Annotated in this window: 20 protein-coding genes; 7 read left to right on the top strand and 13 right to left on the bottom strand. The window is 69.2% G+C overall.

The window, feature by feature from the left end; genetic code table 11:
- Window positions 1–25 precede the first annotated feature (25 nt).
- The 3 genes from GR168_RS08810 to GR168_RS08800 form a co-directional block, all read right to left on the bottom strand.
- A complete protein-coding gene (locus GR168_RS08810) occupies window positions 26–229 on the bottom strand; it encodes a CDGSH iron-sulfur domain-containing protein (protein WP_058252716.1) in 204 nt (67 codons plus the stop codon).
- Complete coding sequence (locus tag GR168_RS08805; RefSeq protein WP_159370550.1) at window positions 226–942, bottom strand: HemK2/MTQ2 family protein methyltransferase; 717 nt, start codon at window positions 940–942, stop codon at window positions 226–228. Before GR168_RS08805 ends, GR168_RS08810 begins: the two co-directional genes overlap by 4 nt.
- A gap of 159 nt (window positions 943–1101) precedes the next feature.
- On the bottom strand, window positions 1102–1695 hold the full coding sequence (locus GR168_RS08800) for a suppressor of fused domain protein (RefSeq protein ID WP_203235916.1): 594 nt from the start codon (window positions 1693–1695) through the stop codon (window positions 1102–1104).
- A gap of 58 nt (window positions 1696–1753) precedes the next feature.
- Here GR168_RS08800 and GR168_RS08795 point away from each other — a divergent pair, with 58 nt between their 5' ends.
- Complete coding sequence (locus GR168_RS08795; RefSeq protein ID WP_159370549.1) at window positions 1754–2443, top strand: metallophosphoesterase; 690 nt, start codon at window positions 1754–1756, stop codon at window positions 2441–2443.
- Window positions 2433–3290 carry a hypothetical protein gene (locus GR168_RS08790; RefSeq protein WP_055475023.1) on the top strand — a complete coding sequence of 286 codons (858 nt, stop codon included), beginning with the start codon at window positions 2433–2435 and terminating at the stop codon, window positions 3288–3290. Before GR168_RS08795 ends, GR168_RS08790 begins: the two co-directional genes overlap by 11 nt.
- Window positions 3291–3318: 28 nt before the next feature.
- Here the strand turns inward: GR168_RS08790 and ugpC are convergent, their stop codons facing one another.
- The 5 genes from ugpC to GR168_RS08765 all read right to left on the bottom strand — a co-directional run bounded on the left by ugpC (window position 3319) and on the right by GR168_RS08765 (window position 8671).
- The gene (gene ugpC, locus GR168_RS08785) at window positions 3319–4494 is read right to left on the bottom strand and encodes a sn-glycerol-3-phosphate ABC transporter ATP-binding protein UgpC (protein ID WP_159370548.1); all 1176 of its coding nucleotides are present in this window, start codon (window positions 4492–4494) and stop codon (window positions 3319–3321) included.
- A 3-nt stretch (window positions 4495–4497) separates the two neighbouring features.
- Complete coding sequence (locus tag GR168_RS08780; RefSeq protein ID WP_055475025.1) at window positions 4498–5328, bottom strand: carbohydrate ABC transporter permease; 831 nt, start codon at window positions 5326–5328, stop codon at window positions 4498–4500.
- 4 nt (window positions 5329–5332) lie between these two features.
- On the bottom strand, window positions 5333–6553 hold the full coding sequence (locus tag GR168_RS08775) for a sugar ABC transporter permease (RefSeq protein ID WP_082652962.1): 1221 nt from the start codon (window positions 6551–6553) through the stop codon (window positions 5333–5335).
- Window positions 6550–7962, bottom strand: coding sequence for an extracellular solute-binding protein (locus GR168_RS08770; protein WP_175404349.1), 1413 nt, complete (start codon window positions 7960–7962; stop codon window positions 6550–6552). The genes GR168_RS08775 and GR168_RS08770 overlap by 4 nt, the downstream gene beginning before the upstream one ends.
- A gap of 220 nt (window positions 7963–8182) precedes the next feature.
- On the bottom strand, window positions 8183–8671 hold the full coding sequence (locus GR168_RS08765; protein ID WP_055475026.1) for a general stress protein: 489 nt from the start codon (window positions 8669–8671) through the stop codon (window positions 8183–8185).
- Window positions 8672–8806: 135 nt separating this feature from the next.
- Here GR168_RS08765 and GR168_RS08760 point away from each other — a divergent pair, with 135 nt between their 5' ends.
- The 4 genes from GR168_RS08760 to GR168_RS08745 all read left to right on the top strand — a co-directional run bounded on the left by GR168_RS08760 (window position 8807) and on the right by GR168_RS08745 (window position 13238).
- On the top strand, window positions 8807–10156 hold the full coding sequence (locus GR168_RS08760) for a CBS domain-containing protein (protein ID WP_238995056.1): 1350 nt from the start codon (window positions 8807–8809) through the stop codon (window positions 10154–10156).
- Window positions 10153–10668, top strand: a complete 516-nt coding sequence (locus tag GR168_RS08755) for a DUF1003 domain-containing protein (RefSeq protein ID WP_055475028.1) — start codon at window positions 10153–10155, stop codon at window positions 10666–10668. The genes GR168_RS08760 and GR168_RS08755 overlap by 4 nt, the downstream gene beginning before the upstream one ends.
- 241 nt (window positions 10669–10909) lie before the next feature.
- A complete protein-coding gene (locus tag GR168_RS08750) occupies window positions 10910–12034 on the top strand; it encodes a lytic murein transglycosylase (RefSeq protein WP_159370547.1) in 1125 nt (374 codons plus the stop codon).
- Between the two features lie 58 nt (window positions 12035–12092).
- Window positions 12093–13238: an Mrp/NBP35 family ATP-binding protein gene (locus GR168_RS08745; protein ID WP_055475030.1), complete on the top strand. Its 1146-nt coding sequence runs from the start codon at window positions 12093–12095 to the stop codon at window positions 13236–13238.
- Between the two features lie 4 nt (window positions 13239–13242).
- On the opposite strand, the gene tatB is transcribed toward GR168_RS08745, so the two are convergent.
- From tatB to sigE, 4 genes are all read right to left on the bottom strand, one after another.
- The gene (gene tatB / locus GR168_RS08740) at window positions 13243–13722 is read right to left on the bottom strand and encodes a Sec-independent protein translocase protein TatB (RefSeq protein ID WP_159370546.1); all 480 of its coding nucleotides are present in this window, start codon (window positions 13720–13722) and stop codon (window positions 13243–13245) included.
- Between the two features lie 31 nt (window positions 13723–13753).
- Window positions 13754–15274 (bottom strand): trypsin-like peptidase domain-containing protein, encoded by a 1521-nt coding sequence (locus GR168_RS08735; RefSeq protein ID WP_159370545.1) that lies wholly within the window; start codon window positions 15272–15274, stop codon window positions 13754–13756.
- Window positions 15271–15801: a hypothetical protein gene (locus GR168_RS08730; protein ID WP_159370544.1), complete on the bottom strand. Its 531-nt coding sequence runs from the start codon at window positions 15799–15801 to the stop codon at window positions 15271–15273. Before GR168_RS08730 ends, GR168_RS08735 begins: the two co-directional genes overlap by 4 nt.
- 233 nt (window positions 15802–16034) lie before the next feature.
- Window positions 16035–16655, bottom strand: coding sequence for an RNA polymerase sigma factor SigE (gene sigE, locus GR168_RS08725; protein WP_055475034.1), 621 nt, complete (start codon window positions 16653–16655; stop codon window positions 16035–16037).
- 292 nt (window positions 16656–16947) lie between these two features.
- Here sigE and GR168_RS08720 point away from each other — a divergent pair, with 292 nt between their 5' ends.
- Complete coding sequence (locus GR168_RS08720; protein WP_055475035.1) at window positions 16948–17595, top strand: O-methyltransferase; 648 nt, start codon at window positions 16948–16950, stop codon at window positions 17593–17595.
- Between the two features lie 20 nt (window positions 17596–17615).
- Here the strand turns inward: GR168_RS08720 and GR168_RS08715 are convergent, their stop codons facing one another.
- Window positions 17616–18749, bottom strand: coding sequence for an NDP-sugar synthase (locus GR168_RS08715; RefSeq protein WP_055475036.1), 1134 nt, complete (start codon window positions 18747–18749; stop codon window positions 17616–17618).
- Between the last annotated feature and the right edge of the window lie 26 nt (window positions 18750–18775).

Raw genomic sequence — 18775 nt, 5'->3', positions numbered from 1 at the left:
CGTTCGGGCGGGCGCTCGTGAGCCGTCAGGTCGCGCGGCGGCGCTTCTTGCGGTGGCTGGTGTCGCACAGGGGGTAGTTCTTGCTCCGCCCGCACGCACACACCGCGACCATGAACCGATCCGACTGCACCCGGGCGCCGTCGGGGAGTTCGATGTCGACGGGACCGGACACCAGGACGGGTCCGCCTCGGATCACCCGCACCGCATTCGGCTTCTTGTCCCCGCTCACCGCGACGCTCCGGCCGGGGCGGGACCACCCGGGGCGACAGCGACGATCGCGACGAGACGCTCGATGCGACGGTTGCGTTCGAGCATGCCGCACTCTTCCATCCAGCCCGCGCGTGCGGTGAGGACCGGACCGAACGGGATGACCCGCTCGGCCACCACTTCTGCGGTCAGTCCCCCGGCGCGCAGGGCGCGCAGCGAGGCTTCCTCGTCCGCGAATTCCGAGTGGACCAACACGAAAGCGCCGCCGGGCACCAGCAATTCGGGAACGCGTGCGCACAGCGGGTCGAGGACGGCCCGGCCGTCGAGTCCGGCGTCCCAGGCGTGCGACGGGCCGGCCGGATGCAGTTCCGACTCGGACTCCGGCGGGGTCGGAACATACGGGGGGTTGCAGGTGACGACGTCGTAGTGACCCTGATGACGCCGGAGATCACCGTGCGCCACCTCGATCCGGACGCCGGCGTCGGCTGCCGCGCGCCGGGCATAGGCGACCGCGTCCGCCGATGCGTCCACCGCGGTCACGTGCGACGCACCCGCCCGGGCGGCCGCTATCGCGATGGCCCCGCTGCCGGTGCAGAGATCGAGCACGCGGGCCCCCGAGACGCCGCGGGAACGAAGGGTGTCGATCAGCAACTGGGTGTCCTGCTGTGGCAGGTAGACATCGAGCTCGGGTCGCGCTGCGGTCGTTGTGGGAAGCGACGATGAGGTGATGGTCACGCCGGGCACCGCCCGTCCGTCGTGCCGATGGTCCCTGCTCCCCGTGACTCCATGCACCCTCACTTCTCAGACGGACCGTACTCAGTTGGTCAGATGTTCCCTCTGTCATACGTTCCGAAACCTCGACGCGGATGAGTCCGCCGGGAATCCGCCGGCCGGTCAGGCCGGGGTTGCCGAGGCCCGATCCGGCCGCCGCACATCGATACCCGCCTCACGCCAGGCCTCGCGGAGTGCGTCGGCACCCTTCAGTCGGACCCACGCGGCCTCGTTGGCGGTGATCGGCACCGCCCGGAGCATGCTGACCGGGTCCATGGGCGTGGGCAGCTCGACCATCCCGAGTTCGTCCGCCTCGAGCAGGACCGCGGTGAACGGCGAACCGTCCCACAGGGGTTCGCCGAGGTCGACCAGCGCATCGGCGGCGATGACGAGGCCCTCGACCGCCGGCGCGGCCGCCAGCGTCGCCAGGCGCTTGTGCAGACCGGGCAGCGGCGTTCCCGACGACACGCGCACGACGAGTTCGGCGCGGGGGCCGCGGACCGGATCGGCGTGCAGGTCGGTGGGATCGGACATCGGGTGCCGTGCGCACCCCGACGTCACGTAGACCACCTCGCCCCGCTCGCCGGCCTCGTCGGGCACGAACCGCAGGACGTCGATCGGTTCGACACCGAGGAACGTCACCGACGCACGTTGGGGGGTCGCCCCCAGCCGGTCTTCGAGAAATCGTCCGACGACCTCAGTCACGGCTTCGCTCACATCCGACAGGCTACCGACTCCGGCGCACGGGCCCGGGGTGCTCCTCTAGCCTGGAGCAATGGTCCGGGTTCTGGCGGTCGCCGACGAGGTGGTGGACTCCCTCACCTTCGGGGTGGGGATCGAGTCCCGGCCCGACCTCATCCTCGGTGCGGGTGACCTCCCGTTCGAGTACCTCGAGATCCTGTCGTCCCTGTGCGACGCGCCGTGCGTGTTCGTGCCCGGCAATCACGACCGGGACCTGCGCGGGTACCGCCGCGGCCGCACCGGCTGGACGCGCGCCGGACTCCCCGTCGAGGACCCCGGACCGTGCGGTGCAATCAACGCCGACGGCCGGACCGTGACGGTCGCCGGACTCCGTATCAGCGGCCTCGGCGGCAGTCGCCGCTACAACAACGGCACCAACCAGTACACCGACACCCAGCAGCGGTTGCGGTCCCTCCGGTTACGATGCACCACCGCCCTGTCACCTCCCCGCGGTGCCGACATCCTGCTCACGCACAGCCCTGCTCGCGGCGTCGGCGACCGCGACGATCTGCCCCACCGGGGTTTCGACTGCTTCCACCCGCTGGTCCGGTCGCTGCAACCGGCGCTGCTGGTTCACGGCCACGTCCATCCGTACGGCGAACAACCCGCTGACCTGCCCATCGGCTCCTCGACGACCTCGATGAACGTCGTCGGCTACTGCCAGTTCGACTTCGATCCCGCCACCCGGGAGGTCGAGATCGTGAGGCGCAGACATGGCGCGTGACACCGGATTTCCCGACGCCGACGCGGAGAACGACTTCGCCCGGATGCGACGCCAGGCCGAACGCGCGCGGCTCGCGCAGTGGTTCATGCGTCAGCCCGCCGACGTGAACACCATCCTCCCGTTCGACGAGGTCGTCGCCGCGCTCGGACGGACCGGGGAGACCTCACTCGGACTGCAGGTCGTCGAGGTGTCCTCGATCGTCGGAAGTGTCGACCGCACCAAGGATTTCGACCGCTACTTCCGGCCCACCTCGTCGCGCGGCCGGGAGCGCTGGCAGCGGCTGGCGGCCGCGCAACGCCGCGGCGAATCCGTCCCTCCGGTACAGCTGTACCGGATCGGATCGATGCACTTCGTCATCGACGGCCATCACCGCGTGTCCATCGCGATCGCGCGGAACTGGGTCACGATCGACGCCTACGTCACCCTGATCCACACGCGCATCTCCCCCGAGGGCATCACCGCGACCTCCGACCTGGTCCTCAAGGACCATCGTCGGATCTTCCTGTCACGCGTGCCGCTCGAGGGCTCCCAGGCCGAGGCCATCCGACTCAGCTTCCCGTTCGACTACGCCGAACTCGCCGAGAACGTCGAGGCGTGGGGCTTCCGCCTGAGCCAGGAGATCGGCGAGTTCCTCAACCGCACCGAGACCGCCCGGCGCTGGTTCGGTGAGGAGTTCCTGCCGGTCGTGCGGATGGCGCGCCGGGCGGGCATCCGGCCCGACCTCGACAGCGACGCCGAGCTGTACATGTGGGTGGCCTGCGAACGGTATCGGCTTGTGCGCAGGCACATCTGGGACGAACACGTCTTCGACGAACTGCTCGACCACTCCCGCAGGCGCCGGCGCTGAGCCGACGCCTGCAGGGACCGGCGGGACACTAGCGGACGCGCAGGGACTGCCCCGAGCTCTGGTCGAACACCGCGATCTTAGACGCGTCGTAGAACAGCTCCGCCGAACCGCCGCGGCTCACCTTCGAGTCCGGGGACAGTCGGGCGATGAACTGGTTGCCGCCGAGATCGGTTCCGGAATCGGCGGACAACTCCGCGAGGGCGTCGCTCGACGCCCGGCTCGACCCGACGCCGAAGTAGGCGTAGATGTCGGAACCCATCGACTCGAGCACGTCGATGTTCGCGGTGAAGGTCCCGCCGTGTCCACGGGTCGTCGAGTCGACGAGCGACGCGTCTTCGAGGTGCTCGGGCCGGATGCCGATGAGCACGTCGCCGCCACTGCCGACGTCGCCGGCACGGGAGACCACCGCACGATGGTCGTCGAGGACGATGGTGCCGATCGCGGTCTCGATACCCTCGCTGCCGAGGCGACCGGACAGGAAGTTCATCGCCGGGGAGCCGATGAAACCGGCCACGAACACGTTGGTCGGATTGTTGTACAGCTCCTGCGGCGTACCGATCTGCTGCACATACCCGTTGCGCAGCACGACGACCCGGTCACCGAGGGTCATCGCCTCGGTCTGGTCGTGGGTCACGTAGACCGTGGTGGTCCCCAGGCGCTGCTGCAGCTGTGAGATCTCCGTACGCATCTGCACGCGCAGCTTCGCATCGAGGTTCGACAGCGGCTCGTCCATCAGGAACGCCTTCGGGGAGCGCACGATCGCCCGGCCCATCGCCACGCGCTGTCGCTGGCCGCCGGAGAGATTGGCCGGCTTGCGGTCGAGGTACTGCCCGAGGTCGAGGATGCGCGCTGCCTCGTCGACCTTCGCGGCCACCTGATCCTTCGGCATCTTCGCGAGAGTCAGTGGGAAGGCGATGTTCTCGCGCACCGTCATGTGCGGGTACAGCGCGTAACTCTGGAACACCATCGCGATGTCGCGGTCCTTGGGTGCGCGCTCGTTGACCCGCTCCCCGCCGATCCGCAGCTCGCCACCGGAGATGTCCTCGAGTCCGGCGATCATGTTGAGCGTCGTCGACTTACCGCATCCCGACGGGCCCACCAGGATCACGAACTCGCCGTCGGCGATCTCGATGTCGACCCCGTGTACGGCGGTCGAGCCGTCGGGATACTGCTTGGAGACGTTGTCCAGAACGATGTCTGCCATGGGTTATCCCTTCACGGCGCCGGAGGTCAGGCCGGCCACGATTCGACGTTGGAAGAAGAGCACGAAGATGATGATGGGGATGGTGATGACCACCGCGGCGGCCGAGATCGACCCGGTCGGTTCCTCGAACTGCGAACTGCCGGTGAAGTTCGCGATCGCCACCGGCGCGGTGATCGCCCGTTCGGTCGACGTCAGCGACAGGGCCAGGAGCAGGTCGTTCCAGGCGAAGATGAACACCAGGATCGCCGCCGTCACGACGCCCGGGGCGGCGAGCGGTGCGATGACCTTGCGGAAGGCCTGCCACGGGGTGGCGCCGTCCATCTTGGCGGCCTTCTCCAGCTCCCATGGGATCTCGCGGAAGAATGCGGACAAGGTGTAGATCGCCAGCGGCAGCGCGAAGGTGATGTAGGGCAGGATCAGGCCGGGCCAGGTGTCGAACAACCCGATGGCCCGCTCGATGTTGAACAGCGGTGTCACCAGCGAGATCTGGGGGAACATCGCGATCAGCAGCGCGGCACCGATCAGGAGCTTCTTGCCCGGGAAGTCCAGGCGGGCCACCGCATAGGCCGCCATCGTCCCCAGCAGCACCGCGATCACCGTGGTGATCAGACCCACGCCGATCGAGTTGATCAGCGCCGAGGTGAAGGCGCTGGTCTCGAAGATGCTCTTGTAGTTGTCGAGGGTGAACTCACTCGGCCAGAACTTCCCGTCGGTCACGCTGCTCGCCGGCTTGAAGGACAGGCTGATGATCCACAGCAGCGGGATGAGTGCATACAGGATCACCAGGATGTTGGCGATCGACCACCAGGCCTTGGACTTTCCGCTCGCATTCAACGGCTTACCTCCCCTCGTCGTCGGAACCCGGTGCGGCGGTGCCGAACCCCTTGATGAACACGAACGCGATGATCGCGACACAGATGAAGATCAGAATCGAGATCGCCGAGCCGACGCCGAGATTGAAGGCGCCGAACAAATTGTCGTAACCCAGCATCGACACCGAGTAGGTGTTGTTGGACCCGCTGGTGAGGACGTAGATGTTGTCGAACACGCGGAACGCGTCGAGTGTGCGGAACAGCAGCGCCACCAGGATCGCCGGCTTCATCAGCGGAAGGATGATGCGCCACAGTCTCGTCCACGCCCCGGCACCGTCGACCTGGGCCGCCTTGAGCAGATCGTCCGGGACGAGCGCGAGGCCGGCCAGCAGGAGCAGGGCCATGAACGGCGTCGTCTTCCAGACCTCGGCGAGGACGATGATCGCCAGCGACGGCCACTGCTCGGTGAGCGGTGCGGTGCCGTCGGGTAGCAGGTTGGCGAGATATCCGGTGCCCGGCGTCCACGCGTAGTACCAGGAGAACGCCGCCGCCACGGTGACGATGCCGTACGGGATCAGGACGACGGTGCGGATGGTGCCCCGCCCGAAGATCGTCCGGTGCATGACGAGCGCGATCGCCATGCCCAGCACGAGCTCGATGAGTACCGACACGACCGTGATGCCGACCGTGACGGCAAAGGCCGTCCACCAGTAGTTGTCGGTGAGGACGGTGGCGTAGTTGGCGAACCAGACGAACTCGCGTTCCCCCGGCGCCGAGAGGCTCATCTTGTTCAGCGACAGCCAGACCGCGTACACGATCGGGTATCCGGTGACCAAGAGCATCATCAGTGCGGCCGGCGCCACGAGCCAGAAGGCCAGCCGGCGCTCGGCGGTTTTGCCCTCGCTGCGCTTGCGCGGGGCGGCCGGCGGCGTGTCGGCCCGGGGCCGATCGATCACCGCGGTACCCCCGCCCGTCCCGGTCGCCGGCTTCGACAGCGAGGCGGGCGCGGGATCCGGGGTGGGCCGGTCGGTGTGCGACGACGCCGCGGTCACCTCGTGCCGACCTCCCGGCGGAGCGGTCCACACCTGATCGGACTGCACCGGAGGTGTGTCGCCGACGATCGGGATCGGACCGGTTTGGGGTGGGGCATCATCCGGGAGGGCGTGTCGCCCGGCGCGGAACCCCGCGTCGTCGGGGTTGCCGCCCGCGTTCTCGGCGTCGTTGCGCGGAGTGTCGTTGTCGCTCACGGGACCAGCCCTTCCCCGTCGATGGCCTTCTGGACCGCTTCGGCGAGCTCGTCGACCAGGGCCTCCGGCTCCCAGGCGCCGACCGGGCTCAACTTGGCCTGCAGCAGCGTCGAGATTGCTTGATAGTCGGGCGATTTCGGCCGCAGAGCAGCGTGCTCGGGTTCGAGCTGCCGCTTGATCTCGTCGGCCATCGGGTACGCGAGGCGGAAATCGGCGTCGTCGTAGATGGACTCGATGACCGGCGGCGGACCCGCACTGAACGAGAACGCCTTCTGCGATGCCTCACTGGTGATGCACTCGGCGGCCTGGTAGGCGAGGTCCTGCTGTTGCGAGGTGCTCGCGACGGCGATGTTGATGCCGCCCAGGGTCGTCTTCGTGGGAAGTCCCTCGAAGCCCGGATAGGGCGCGAAGTCGAAGACCCGCCGCATCTCGCGGTTGAGCGGGACCACCTGCGCCGGGGTCGGCGGATTCGCGGTGTCCGCGTACAGGTTCGCGTATTCGGTGAGGTCGAGGAAGGCGACGCTGCCCGCCACGGCGTTCTCACGCATCCCGGCGAAGACGAACGGCCAGTTCACCTGGTACAGGGCCTCACCGCTCTCCATGCCGAGCCGCGCGGCGCCCTCGTCGGAGTTGGTCAGCGACGGATCGGCACCGGGGGCGGTGGCGACCCGCTTCAGCGTCTCCAGTGCGCGGACCGTCGCGGCGCGGTGTTCGGGGGTGTCGTTGAGGGTGACCTTGTCGGGGTCATCCGGGTCGACGATCTGCCCACCGGCGCTGGCGAGTACCGAGTTGAACCACACCATCAGGCCTTCGTACTGCCTGCCCTGCACCATGATGTAGGTCGGTCCGCCGTTGCGACCGCTGACGAGCGCGTCCTCGAGCATGCCGTTCCACGTCGACGCCGGGCGCCGGCGGTCGACGTCCTCGACGAGCACATCCGGTCGGTACCAGAGCAATTGGGTGTTCGTGGAGAACGGGATGGCGTAGAGCCGTTCCCGCTCGTCGTCGTCGGTCTTCCAGACCGCGGTGTCGAGCGGACCACCCAGGGTGCGCGCCGACACCTCGGCGGCCATGGCGTCCGGCACCGGCACCATCCAACCCGCGTCGGCGAATTCGGCCGTCCACACCACGTCCATGCCCATCAGGTCCAGCCCGCTGTCGTTGCCCGCGAGGCGCCGCGCGAGCTGCAAACGCTGATCGTCGGCGCCCTTGGGCAACGGGGTGGTCACGACCTTGTACGCACCACCGGAATCCGCCGAGCACTTGTCGCCGATCTCGGCGAAGGTGTCCGCGCCGTCGGCCGGCGGATAGAAATTGAGTACGCCCGCTTCATATCCCGAGCCACATGCGGACAGCACGGGCAGCATGGCCACCGCTGCCACCGCCGCGGCGAGGACCTTTCGTCTCACGCGCCTGGTAGATCCGTCGGTGCTGATGGATCCGTCCGTGCTGACCCTGCTCCGCACGCAGCCTCCTCGATGTCGTACGCGGCGCCGCAGCGGTGCTCCGCCGTGAGCGTCCGAAGAGCAACGCTATACGTGAGGATTCGTGACATGCAACACATTCGGCATGGGCGTGCCATTCCGCGGGCGATTGTGATCGCTCCGTGTCCGACCGCGGGAGGCGACGTCAGAAGGTGAGACGGGCGAGCATGTCGCGCGCCTTCTCTGCGCTTTTCGGGTCGCACAGCACGTCATAGCGGCCGGCGACCAGCTGCATGGTCGACGCGAAATCCCGCTGGCCCCGGGTCGCCGCGTACGGAATGGTCGCGGAGATCACACCGAAGACCATGCCGCCGACGATGCCCACCAGGATGGGCGCAATGGGCGAGCCGGCGAAGACGAGCGCCACCAGACATCCGAAGAAGAAGCCGAGCCAGGCACCCGAGACCAACCCGCCGCCGATCACCTTGCCCCACGTCAGCCGGCCGATGACCCGCTCGACCTGCATCAGATCGACGCCCACGATGGTGACGTCCTGGACGGTGAAGTTCTCGTCGGAGAGGAAGTCCACCGCGCGCTGGGCCTCGGCGTAGGTTCCGTACGAACCGATCGGCCAGCCCTTGGGCGGGGTGGGGAGTCCCGGCGTCTCGCGGCTCGGGCGCATGGGATTGGTCATATCGGGGCCTTCCCTGTTGTCAGACTCCAGTGCTGGACGTCGCGGTGAGACCCGACAGTGGGACTGGTCTCCCACCGGTGGGCGTTCGTGTCTGCCGTCGGCCTCCGCTGCACCGATGGCACTACCCTTACTCCCATGTCGTCGGTGAGCAAGGTGTTCGTGGCCAGATTAGTCGGGTTGGCCGTCCTTGGTCCCGACGGCGAGTCCATCGGACGCGTCCGCGACGTGGTGATCTCGATCCGCATGTCCGGGCAGCAACCGCGCGTCCTCGGCCTCGCGGTCGAATTGACCACTCGGCGTAGGATTTTCGTGCCGATGCTGCGGGTGACCGCGATCGAGCCCCAGGCCGTGGCCCTCAACACCGGCACCGTCAGCCTGCGCCGGCTCCACCTGCGGCCCGGCGAGGCACTCGCCATCGGACAGGTCCTCGACACCCACGTCCGGGTCGTCGATCCGGATCTCCCCGAGCTCGCCGACGCCGACGTGACGGTGATCGACCTCGGGATCGAGAAGACCCGGACCCGCGATTGGGTCGTCTCCCGCGTCGCGATCCGGGCGGGACGTCGCGGCCTGCGCCGGCGCCACGAGACTCAGGTCGTGGAGTGGTCCAGCGTGCAGGGCATCACCCAGAGCTCGCTGAACCTGCCCGGACAAGGAGTCGCGCAGGCCCTCCTGCAGTTCGAGGGCATGCGCCCGGCCGACGTGGCCAACGCCCTGCGCGAACTGCCCGCGAAACGTCGCGACGAGATCGCAGCGGCCCTCGACGACGAACGGCTCGCCGACGTGCTGCAGGAGTTGCCGCCCGACGACCAGAAAGAGGTGCTGGCCGCGCTCGGACGCGACCGCGCCGTCGACATCCTCGAGGCGATGGACCCCGACGACGCCGCCGACCTCCTCGGCGAACTGCCCGACACCGAGGCCGAGGCCTTCCTCGAGGAGATGGACCCCGTGGAGTCCGAGCCCCTCCGCCGACTCCTGCTGCACTCCCCCGACACCGCGGGCGGCGTGATGACCTCGGAGCCGATCGTGGTCACCGCATCGACCACCATCGCCGAGGCCCTCGCCCGGGTCCGCAACCCCGACCTGACGCCGGCCGCGGCGAGTCTGGTGTTCGTCGTCCGCCCGCCCACCTCGACGCCCACCGGCAAATACCTCGGATGCGTGCATCTACAGGCCCTGCTCCGGGAACCGCCCGCGAATCTGGTCGGCGGCATCCTGGACACCGACCTCGCCCAACTCCATCCCGAGGACTCCCTGGAGACGATGACGAGATATTTCGCGACCTACAACCTGGTCTGCGGCCCCGTCGTGGACGAGGCCGGCCACCTGCTCGGCGCGGTGAGCGTCGACGACCTGCTCGACGAGATCCTGCCGCGCGACTGGCGTGAGACCGAACCCGAGGACGTCGTCGAGGCCGACGGGTACGGCGTCGGGAGCGGCCCGGAACCGGCATCGGGCGGCGGCCCCCAGGTGCGGATCCGATGAGCGAACCGGGACGCAAGCTCGACACCCCCAGCACCCGCCGCACGATCTCGTTCAATCTCGACTCCGACGTCGTCGGGATGTACAGCGAGCGGATCGCCCGGTTCCTGGGCACCGGACGATATCTGGCGATCCAGACGGTCATCGTCATCGTGTGGATCGTGCTGAACCTGGTCGCGGTGTCGATCCAGTGGGACCCGTACCCGTTCATCCTGCTGAACCTCGCGTTCTCCACGCAGGCGGCGTACGCGGCGCCGCTGATCCTGCTGGCCCAGAACCGGCAGGAGAACCGCGACCGGGTGTCGCTGGAAGAGGACCGGATGCGGTCCGCCCAGACGAAGGCCGACACCGAGTTCCTGGCCCGGGAGCTCGCCGCGGTCCGTCTCGCGGTGGGCGACACCGTCACGCGCGACTACCTGCGCAAAGAACTCGACGACCTGCTCGACGAACTCACCGAACGGCTCGGCGCCCCCGCCGGCGACGAATCCGGCCGCCGCGGTTCCAAGGATCACTGACACCAAAAGCCGGGTTCGTGTCTGGGACGTCAGACCCATATGTATGGTGGGTCACAGTTCGGACCGGATTTCGGCGTCTGTCACGACGCGACGAGATCCTCCGACACATCCATGAGAGCGGCTCTGGACCTGGGCCGCGGGTGGGCATCGCCGCGTTCTCGGGGGCAGAAGTGTGTGTTGACAACGGAGTGAACAGGACCGGGCAGCGGCCCGGGGCCGCACGATGTGCAGGAGGCCTCCGGTGAGGCCCCTCGACCTCGTCCGCCGTCGCCGTGGTCCGCGCCGTCCGTCCTCGTTCCCACGACGCGCCGCGACGCTGGTCGTCGGCGGCGGTCTGGTCGGTGCGCTGGTCCTGGGGACCGCGACGTCGAGCGCCTCCGGCGGCAACGTCGCGTCGGCCGTCGTCGAGCCCGATGCCCCCGTGATCGTGGCCGAACTCGTCGCGGGTTCGCCGGGCACACTCCTCGGCTTCGCGCCGCCGCCGGAGAAGCCCGCGACCGCGCTGCCGGCGCCGCAGTTCCGGCTCGCCAGCGACCTCCCCTCGGGCCCACTGGGGATCCCGGGCGTCGTACTCCAGGCCTACAAGCTGGCCGCCAACCGCGTCGCCGCCGAGAGCGCGGCCTGCAAGCTGCCGTGGTTCCTGCTGGCCGGCATCGGACGCATCGAGTCCAATCATGCGAGCAACGGCTCGGTCGATCAGTACGGCACGACGATCAACCCGATCGCCGGGCCGGTCCTCGACGGCTCGCTGGCCGGCAACGCGGTCATCAAGGACACCGACGGCGGACGCATCGACGGCGACGCCGGACACGATCGCGCGATGGGCCCGATGCAGTTCATCCCGAGCACGTGGGCAGCGTGGGGCTCCGACGCCAACGGCGACGGAAAACCCGACCCCAACAACATCTTCGACGCCACGTACTCGGCCGGCCGGTATCTCTGCGCCGGGGTCACCGACATCATGAACGAGCGCACCCGCGTGTCGGCGGTGCTGCGGTACAACCGCTCGATGGAATATGTCGCCAACGTCCTCGGCTGGGCCGGGGCCTACGCGACGGGCGTGATGCCGACCGACCCCATCCCGGAGATGAAGCGCAAGCCGTCGAGCAGCTCGAGCTCGTCCAGCAAGCCCAGCCGGCCGGAGTCCGGGTCGTCCTCGTCGTCGTCCTCCTCCACCACGAGGCGGCCGAGCCCTCCGCCACCGCCATGCATCATCGTCTGCCTGCCGTCGATCCCGCCGCTGTTCCCGGGCCAGCCCGCTCCCCCGCCCACCAAGAGGGAGGCCCCGGCGGTACAACAGGCACCGGCGGGGAACGCCGGCCCGAACAGGCCGGGAGGGGCGAGCGCCCCCGTTCCCGTCCGCTGACGGCGCCACCGGAGGACCTGCGCCCGGAACCGCTGGCGCCGCCGGTAGTCTGGGCCAGATGACAACAGGAGTCGCGCCCACGGAATCGGCAGTTCGCGCCGCTCTGGGCAAGGTCAAGGATCCCGAGATCGGCAAGCCCATCACCGACATCGGGATGGTCAAATCGGTCACGATCAACGACGACGCGAGCGTCGATGTCGGGGTGTACCTCACGACGTCGGGGTGCCCGATGCGCACCGAGATCTCCCAGCGCGTGGAAACGGCCGTCGCCGACGTCCCGGGTGTCGGCGCGATCCGCGTCGAACTCGACGTCATGGACGACGAGCAGCGCACCGAGCTGCGCAAGAAGCTCCGCGGGGACAAGGCCGAGCCGGTCATCCCGTTCGCCCAGCCCGGCTCACTGACCCGCGTCTACGCCGTCGCGTCGGGTAAGGGCGGCGTCGGCAAGTCGAGCGTCACCGTCAACCTCGCCACGGCGCTCGCCGAACGCGGGCTCACCGTCGGCGTTCTCGACGCCGACATCTATGGCCACTCGGTCCCCCGCATGCTCGGGAGCGACGCCAAACCCACGCAGGTCGAGCGCATGATCATGCCGCCGAGCAACCACGGCGTCCGCTTCATCTCGATCGGACAGTTCACCGACGGCAACACGCCGGTGACCTGGCGCGGTCCCATGCTGCACCGAGCCCTGCAGCAGTTCCTCGCGGACGTCTACTGGGGCGATCTCGACGTCTTGCTCCTCGACCTGCCGCCGGGCACCGGTGACGTCGCGATCTCGATCGCGCAGCTCATCCCGGGCGCGGAGATCCTGGTGGTGACGACACCCCAGCAGGCCGCGGCCGAGGTCGCCGAGCGCGCCGGGGCCATCGCCCTGCAGACGCGGCAGAAGATCCTCGGCGTCGTCGAGAACATGTCGTGGCTGGAACTGCCCGACGGCAGCCGCATGGAACCGTTCGGGTCCGGCGGCGGCGAGCAGGTGGCGCAACGCCTCACACGCGCGGTGGGCGCCCAGGTCGACCTGCTGGGTCAGGTACCGCTCGAGACGGCCTTACGCGAAGGCGGCGACGCCGGTGTCCCGGTGGTGCTGTCGGCACCCGAATCGGCGTCCGGCTCCGCCCTGCGCGCCATCGCGGGCAAGCTCGCGGCGCGTAAGCGCGGCCTGGCGGGTATGAGTCTGGGACTCGACACCATCCGGAATTCCTGACCGGTCAGGTCGCGTCCCAGTCGGCCGCGGCGGGACGCGACCCCGACCGCGACGGGCGGTCCGACGCCGCGGCCCCCGCCGGGCCGGCGGAGTCCTGATTCCCGGTCTCCTGCTTCTCGAACGACAGGGGCGCCGACACGGGCTTGATCTCCGGCGCCGCCGGGGTGGTCTTCCGGTCGACCGTCGTGGCGCTCTCGTTCAGCCGGAACAGTGAATCATCGCCGTCGAGAAGGTGTTTCGTGACGATGGACCGCGGCGTCATACCCCGCAGTTCGTTGAGGTCGGCGAGCGGCTTGCGCAGGTCGTCGAATTCGGGACCCAGCTCGTCCTTCAGCTGATTGCTCGCACCGGTCGCGTAATCACGGACCTTCTTGGCCGACTGCATCGTCCTGGAGACGGCACCGGGGAGACGCTCGGGGCCGAGGATGACGAGTGCCGCGACCACCAGGATCGCTATCTCGCCCCATCCGATGCTGCTGAACATGTGCCTCGTCCTGACCTGTGCGGTGGTGTGATTAGTCGCTCGCCGGAGTGATGGTACCGCTGAACGTGCGACCCGCCCGCCAGTACTGGAACGGGACGGACTCGCCGATGCTCGCGGTCCGGATCGCGACGTTCAGCTCGTCGGCGCTCTCGATCGCGCGATTGTTGAACGAGGTGATCACGTCGTTCTCCCGTACGCCCGCGCGTTCGGCGGGGCTGCCGGCCACCACGTTGCGGACCTGTGCGCCCAGCACGCGCTCGTTGCGCACCGAACTGGCGTTGACGCCGATCTGCGGGTGGTTCACGCGGCCGTCGCGGATCAGCGCCTCCGCGATGGGCTTGGCCTCGTCGATGGGGATCGCGAACCCGAGCCCGATGTTGCCGCCCCCGGCGCCGAGGCGTCCGGCGGTGTTGATGCCGACCACCTGGGCCTCGCCGTTGACCAGCGGACCGCCCGAGTTGCCCGGGTTGATCGCCGCGTCGGTCTGGATGGCGTCGATGACGGCGTCGGTGTCGGACTCCGCGTCGGGCGTCAGCGCCACGGCACGGTCGGTCGCGCTGACGATGCCGCTGGTCACGGTTCGGTTGAGCCCCAAGGGAGATCCGAAGGCGACCACCTCTTCGCCGATCTGCAGGTCGCCTGAGGTACCGAGTACCGAGACCGTCGGGTTCTCGACGTTGTCGACCTTCAGCACGGCGAGATCGGTCTTGGGATCGCGACCGACGATGCGCGCCGGGACGCGCTGACGGTCGAAGAACACGACCTCCAGTTTGGCGCTCTTGTCGTTCGCGGCCATCGAGATGACGTGGTTGTTGGTGAGGATGTAACCCTCTTTGTCGATGACGAATCCCGACCCGGTCGCGTAGGCGCCCGCCGCGCGGACGTCGATGGCGACGACCGACTTCTCCACCGCCCGGGCCACCTCGGCCACGGACGACCGCGGTCCGGCGTCGCCGCCGGTGTCCTCGGTGGACAACTCGACCGTGTCACTGGTCAGCGGCGCGGCCACCTCCGCGGTGTACCGACCCATCAGCCCGCCGACGAGCCCGATCAGCAACGCGATCACCGCGAGCGTGGCCAGGGCGACCCAGCTCAGGCGATTGCCGAGCAGGATGTCGCGGACACCGAGCTTGGGGCCGGTCTCGGTCGGGATGTCCGACGATGCGGATGCCAGCGCGGGTGCGTCGAGCCGCGCCGGGCTCTCCGGGTCGCGCCACGGGTCCTCCGGCGCCTGCGGCTGCTCGGTCTGGCCGTAGGTTGCGAGCGGATCCCGCTGCAGGGTGTCGCTCGATCCGGCCGGCCGGCCGAAGGCCTCGGCGAGCACCGGGTCCGGGGGTGCGATCTGTGGCTCGGGCGGCCGCTTGTCGCCATCCGAGGTGGCGAACGAGCCGCGCACACCCAACGGGCGGCCGAACACCTGCGCGGTGGACGGCGACACGGGCGAGTGTCGGGTCCGCGACGGCGTCAGACGTTGTGACTCGGGCCGTTCGGCGCGCCGCGCGAACTGTGCGTCACCGGTATCAGGAGAATCGGCGTCGGGGGCCACGGTCACCGGCCCCGGCGACGGAAGGCGCGGCCGCGGGCCGCGGGGATGCCGTCGGTCGGCGCATCGGGCGACACGGTCGGCCCGAACCCTGCCGGGCGGGGCGGCTCGGAGCTCAGATCGATCTCACGCGTGGGGATCTGGGAGAGCTGACCGAGGAGGGAGTCCGGGATCGACACGCGGCCAGACTCGCGGAGTCGGGTGCGGGCCAACGACTGCGCCTCGACCGCGGCGACGCACTCGGGGCACAGCGCCAGATGATGAGCGGCCCGCGCATGCGCGGACATCCCGAGCTCGCCGTCGACGAAGGCGGCAACCGCCTCGGGGGCCAGGTGCTCGGTGGGTGCGAAGCCGCGTCCGCCGGCCGTACCCGGCGCGCGGTAGCCGCGGTTGGGCAGGAACGACGAGGGAGCCGGACTCCAGGTGTTCGTATTCCACCTGGCTGGGGTCCAGGAGGACCGCCGGCGACGAAGGTTGGGAGTCGGCGGTTCGACACCGCCACTTCCGGTCGGACGCCCGCGATCGCCGTCCATCATCGTCGTTCACCCCTCTCCACGACGAAACCGCCGCACGATGAATCCTGTGTTGCCACTGGGCTCTGCTGCTGTCTGCCACGGTACCGACCGGCGGCATCCGATGCCGTCCCCCGAACGCGCGGCGTCCGCGGACTGCGGACTCCGATCGCATCGTGTCCCGTGACACAGGCAACGTCTCAGCGTATCCGAGACTCTCAACGATGCTCGGCGGAGCAGGGTTCCCGGCAGCGACCTCAGGCGTGCGAGCCGAGCGCGACCGAACGGCTGCTGGTGTGTCCCTGGGCCGCGAGGGCGTCGCGGATGCTCTGCCGACCGCGATGGATGCGGCTGCGGACGGTACCGAGCTTGACACCGAGGGTCGCGGAGATCTCCTCGTAGGACAGCCCCTCGATGTCACACAGCACCACGGCCGCGCGGAAGTCGGGAGCCAGCGAGTCGAGGGCGCGCTGCAGGTCGGGGTCGAGGTTCGTCGCGTCGAAGACCTGCTGCGGATCCGGGGTGTCGGCCGGCACCCGGTCGTACTCCTCGGGCAGGGCTTCCATCCGGATCTTGCTGCGGCGACGGACCATGTCGAGGAACAGGTTGGTGGTGATGCGGTGCAACCAGCCCTCGAAGGTGCCGGGACGGTAGTTCGACAGCGAGCGGAAGACCCGGATGAAGGTCTCCTGCGTGAGGTCCTCGGCGTCGTGCTGATTCCCCGACAGACGGTAGGCCAGACGGTAGACGCGGTCGGCGTGTTCGCGGACCAGGTCGTCCCAGGACGGCATGAGCAGTTCGTCGCCGGTGGCGTCGAAACCTGCGGTGCCCGCCGGAACGGCGGGCACGGCGTCGGCAGGATCGCGGGGATCGGTCATGGTCGGTGGTCGGTTCCTCTCTCGTGAAACACGCACCCGGTGACCCAAGCACTCACCGAAGACGAACGGATGATTCCGGCTGGGTATTCCCGAGCTGCCAGGGAGTTCACACCGACCTCCCGGGACCTGCCCCAACCGGAACAGCTCTCACCCTCTCCTATCGGAGTGTGGCCGCCGTATGAGGCGCCTGAGTGTTGCCTGAGGATGCATCGGCGGTCTCGCCGCGAGCGGATTCGCCCAGGTCTGGCGTGCCGGATCGGGTTCCGCCGCGGGCCCGGACTAACCTCGACGCGTGACCGAGTCAACGCCGTCCACACGCCCCGACCTGATCGCCTACGCCGAGTCGGCCATCGTCGAGGACGACGCCGTCATCGCCGCCCGCGCTCGCGCCGAGGAGCTCGGCGCGACACCGGTCAGCCCGGCGGTCGGCGCGCTACTGGCTCTGCTGGCCCGCGCGGCCGATGCGCGCGCCGTCGTGGAGATCGGGACCGGCACCGGGGTGAGCGGCCTCTGGCTGCTCAACGGCATGTCGGCCGACGGCGTGCTGACCACGATCGATCCCGAGCCCGAACATCACCGGGCCGCGCGGGCATCGTTCGCCGGCGCCGACATCGCCCCGGGCCGCACCCGGCTCATCAACGGCACGCCGGTCGAGGTGCTGCCGCGGTTGTCCGACGCGTCCTATGACCTCGTCTTCGTGGACGGACCACTCCTGGACCTGCCGCGGTTCGTGCGCGAGGCCGTCCGGATGTTGCGACCGGGAGGTGTCGTGGTCGTCCACAACGCGACCGCGCACGGAACGGTCGGCGACCCGGCCCGCACCGAACCGCCGACGGCGGCGGCCCGCGAGGCGGCCCTGCTGATCGCCGACGACGAGCAGCTGCTTCCCGTGGTCATCCCGCTCGGGCCCGGCGTGCTCGCCGCCGCGAAGATCCGCTAGTCGGCCGCGCTCCTGCTGGACTAGACGTCCGTCGAGAATCGAATCCCGTTGTCGGGGATCTCGATTCCCGGCCACACCCGGGCGCCGCGCAGCAGCTCGCAACGGGCGCCGATGTCAGCACCGTCGCCGATGACCGTGTCCCGGACCAGCGCACGCGGCCCGATGCGGGCACCGAAGCCGATGATCGACCGTTCCACGACCGCGCCGGCCTCGATCACGGCGCCGTCGAAGACGACCGCGCCGTCGAGACGGGCGCGCGGGCCGACCTCGGCGCCACGGCCGACCACCGTGCCGCCGATCAGAAGGGCACCCGGGCCCACTCCCGCGCCTTCGTGCACGAGGGACTCGCCGCGACGGTCCCCCAGGGCGGGCGACGGCGCGATTCCGCGGACGAGGTCGGCCGAGCCGCGGACGAAGTCCTCGGGCGTACCCATGTCCCGCCAGTACGCGTGATCGACGTGTGCGTGGACGTGACTGCCCTCGGCGAGCAGCCGGGGGAACACCTCACGCTCGACCGACACCGGCAGGCCGGCCGGGATGGATTCGATGACCTCGCGCTTGAACACATAGGTGCCGGCATTGATCTGGTCGGTCGGCGGGTCCTGGGTCTTCTCCAGGAACGCGGTGACCCGGCCGTCGGCGTCGGTCGGGACGCAGCCGAACGCGCGGGGGTCGCTGACCCGCACGAGGTGGATGGTGACGTCGGCGTCGGCGGCGCGGTGACTGTCGATGACGTCGCCGACATCGGTGCCACCGAGGACGTCGCCGTTGAACACCACGATCGTGCTCGCGGTCAGTTCGTCGAGGACGTTGCGGATACCACCGCCGGTGCCCAGCGGCTCGTCTTCGGTGACATAGCGCATGCGCAGGCCCAGCTTCGAACCGTCGCCGTAGTACTCGCTGAAGACCTCGGCCTTGAACGAGGTGCTGAGCACGATGTCGCGGATACCGGCCGCCCGGATGCGGGACAGCAGATGGGTCAGGAACGGCAGCCCGGCGGTGGGCAGCATCGGTTTCGGCGCCGACAGGGTGAGTGGGCGCAGGCGGGTTCCCTTCCCGCCGACGAGGACGACGGCCTCGACGTCCTCCCTGATGTTGTCCGATCCCCCCACGGACGGTCTTTCCACCGACTCACGCACGGTGTAGTTGTCCACTGGATCGGGTCCTTCCTCGAGGTGAC

The organism is Gordonia sp. JH63, assembly GCF_009856645.1.
Taxonomy (GTDB): domain Bacteria; phylum Actinomycetota; class Actinomycetes; order Mycobacteriales; family Mycobacteriaceae; genus Gordonia; species Gordonia hongkongensis.
Note: the sequence above shows the minus strand (reverse complement) of the source record. Positions and strands in the feature narration are given on the sequence as shown.